This window comes from Amycolatopsis orientalis DSM 43388, from assembly GCF_000411975.1.
Lineage (GTDB): Bacteria > Actinomycetota > Actinomycetes > Mycobacteriales > Pseudonocardiaceae > Amycolatopsis > Amycolatopsis orientalis_D.
The window spans coordinates 1-2613 of sequence record NZ_ASXG01000128.1; the positions used below are offsets into that span (position 1 = coordinate 1).

Here is a 2613-nt window from a genome sequence, read left to right on the forward strand (position 1 = left end):
GGTGTTCCCGAGTAGCAGCGAGCTCGTGGAATTTGCTGTGAATCTGCCGGGACCACCCGGTAAGCCTAAATACTTCCTGGAGACCGATAGCGGACGAGTACCGTGAGGGAAAGATGAAAAGTACCCCGGGAGGGGAGTGAAAGAGTACCTGAAACCGTGTGCCTACAAGCCGTCAGAGCCTTCGGGTGATGGCGTGCCTTTTGAAGAATGAGCCTGCGAGTTAGTGCTGCGTGGCGAGGTTAACCCGGGTGGGGTAGCCGTAGCGAAAGCGAGTCTGAAGAGGGCGATTGAGTCGCGTGGTCTAGACCCGAAGCGGAGTGATCTACCCATGGCCAGGGTGAAGCGACGGTAAGACGTCGTGGAGGCCCGAACCCACTTAGGTTGAAAACTGAGGGGATGAGCTGTGGGTAGGGGTGAAAGGCCAATCAAACTCCGTGATAGCTGGTTCTCCCCGAAATGCATTTAGGTGCAGCGTCGCGTGTTTCTTGCCGGGGGTAGAGCTACTGGATGGTCTAGGGGCCTTACCGGGTTACCGAAATCAACCAAACTCCGAATACCGGTTAGTGAGAGCGCGGCAGTGAGACGGCGGGGGATAAGCTTCGTCGTCGAGAGGGAAACAGCCCAGAACACCAGCTAAGGCCCCTAAGTGTGTGCTCAGTGGGAAAGGATGTGGGATTGCCCAGACAACCAGGAGGTTGGCTTAGAAGCAGCCATCCTTGAAAGAGTGCGTAATAGCTCACTGGTCAAGTGGTCCTGCGCCGACAATGTAGCGGGGCTTAAGCACACCGCCGAAGCTGTGTCATTCACACAATACATCGATGCCTGTCCTTGAGGCGGGTGTGCAGTGGTGTGGATGGGTAGGGGAGCGTCCTGCATCCAGGGAAGCGGCCGCGGAAGCGAGTCGTGGAGGGTGCGGGAGTGAGAATGCAGGCATGAGTAGCGAATGCAGAGTGAGAAACTCTGCCGCCGGATGACCAAGGGTTCCTGGGCCAGGCTAATCCGCCCAGGGTAAGTCGGGACCTAAGGCGAGGCCGACAGGCGTAGTCGATGGACAACGGGTTGATATTCCCGTACCCGAGCATGTGCGCCCATGGCGAGGCGGTTGACACTAACCACCCGAAGCCGCAGGCGATGTCTTCGGACGGAGTCTGTGTGTGGAGCGTGGGACCTGATTCCGTAGTAGTCAAGCGATGGGGTGACGCAGGAAGGTAGCTCCGCCAGGCGATGGTTGTCCTGGTGTAAGCGTGTAGGCCGNNGGGTGATCCTATGCTGTCGAGAAAAGCCTCTAGTGAGTGCATGCACGGCCCGTACCCCAAACCAACACAGGTGGTCAGGTAGAGAATACCAAGGCGATCGGGTGAACTGTGGTTAAGGAACTCGGCAAAATGCCCCCGTAACTTCGGGAGAAGGGGGGCCAAACACCGTGAAGCTTCACGCAAGTGGAGCGGTGGTTGGCCGCAGAGACCAGCGGAAAGCGACTGTTTACTAAAAACACAGGTCCATGCGAAGTCGCAAGACGATGTATATGGACTGACGCCTGCCCGGTGCTGGAACGTTAAGAGGACCGGTTAACTCCTTCGGGGGTGAAGCTGAGAATTTAAGCGCCAGTAAACGGCGGTGGTAACTATAACCATCCTAAGGTAGCGAAATTCCTTGTCGGGTAAGTTCCGACCTGCACGAATGGCGTAACGACTTTCCGGCTGTCTCGACCACAGGCCCGGCGAAATTGCATTACGAGTAAAGATGCTCGTTACGCGCGGCAGGACGGAAAGACCCCGGGACCTTTACTATAGTTTGGTATTGGTTTTCGGTTCGGCTTGTGTAGGATAGGTGGGAGACTGTGAAGCCTGGACGCTAGTTCGGGTGGAGTCGTTGTTGAAATACCACTCTGGTCGGATTGGGAATCTGAACCTCGGACCATGATCTGGTTCAGGGACAGTGCCTGATGGGTAGTTTAACTGGGGCGGTTGCCTCCTAAAGGGTAACGGAGGCGCCCAAAGGTTCCCTCAGCCTGGTTGGCAATCAGGTGTCGAGTGCAAGTGCACAAGGGAGCTTGACTGTGAGACAGACATGTCGAGCAGGGACGAAAGTCGGGACTAGTGATCCGGCACCTCCTGGTGGAAGGGGTGTCGCTCAACGGATAAAAGGTACCCCGGGGATAACAGGCTGATCTTGCCCAAGAGTCCATATCGACGGCATGGTTTGGCACCTCGATGTCGGCTCGTCGCATCCTGGGGCCGGAGTAGGTCCCAAGGGTTGGGCTGTTCGCCCATTAAAGCGGCACGCGAGCTGGGTTTAGAACGTCGTGAGACAGTTCGGTCCCTATCCGCCGCGCGCGCAGGATACTTGAGGAAGGCTGTCCCTAGTACGAGAGGACCGGGACGGACGGACCTCTGGTGTGCCAGTTGTCACGCCAGTGGCATGGCTGGTTGGCTATGTTCGGAAGGGATAACCGCTGAAGGCATCTAAGCGGGAAGCCTGTTCCAAGATGAGGTATCCCACCCCTTTGTGGGTTAAGGCCCCCAAGAGACGATTGGGTTGATAGGCCAGAAATGGAAGCACAGTAATGTGTTGTCGAGTTGACTGGTACTAATAGGCCGAGGACTTGCCCAC

The 2613-nt window shown here is 56.8% G+C and carries 1 rRNA gene; it reads left to right on the top strand.

The annotated features are described in order from the left end of the window. Window positions 1-2613, top strand: a 23S ribosomal RNA gene (locus tag L942_RS26830); the annotation flags it as partial.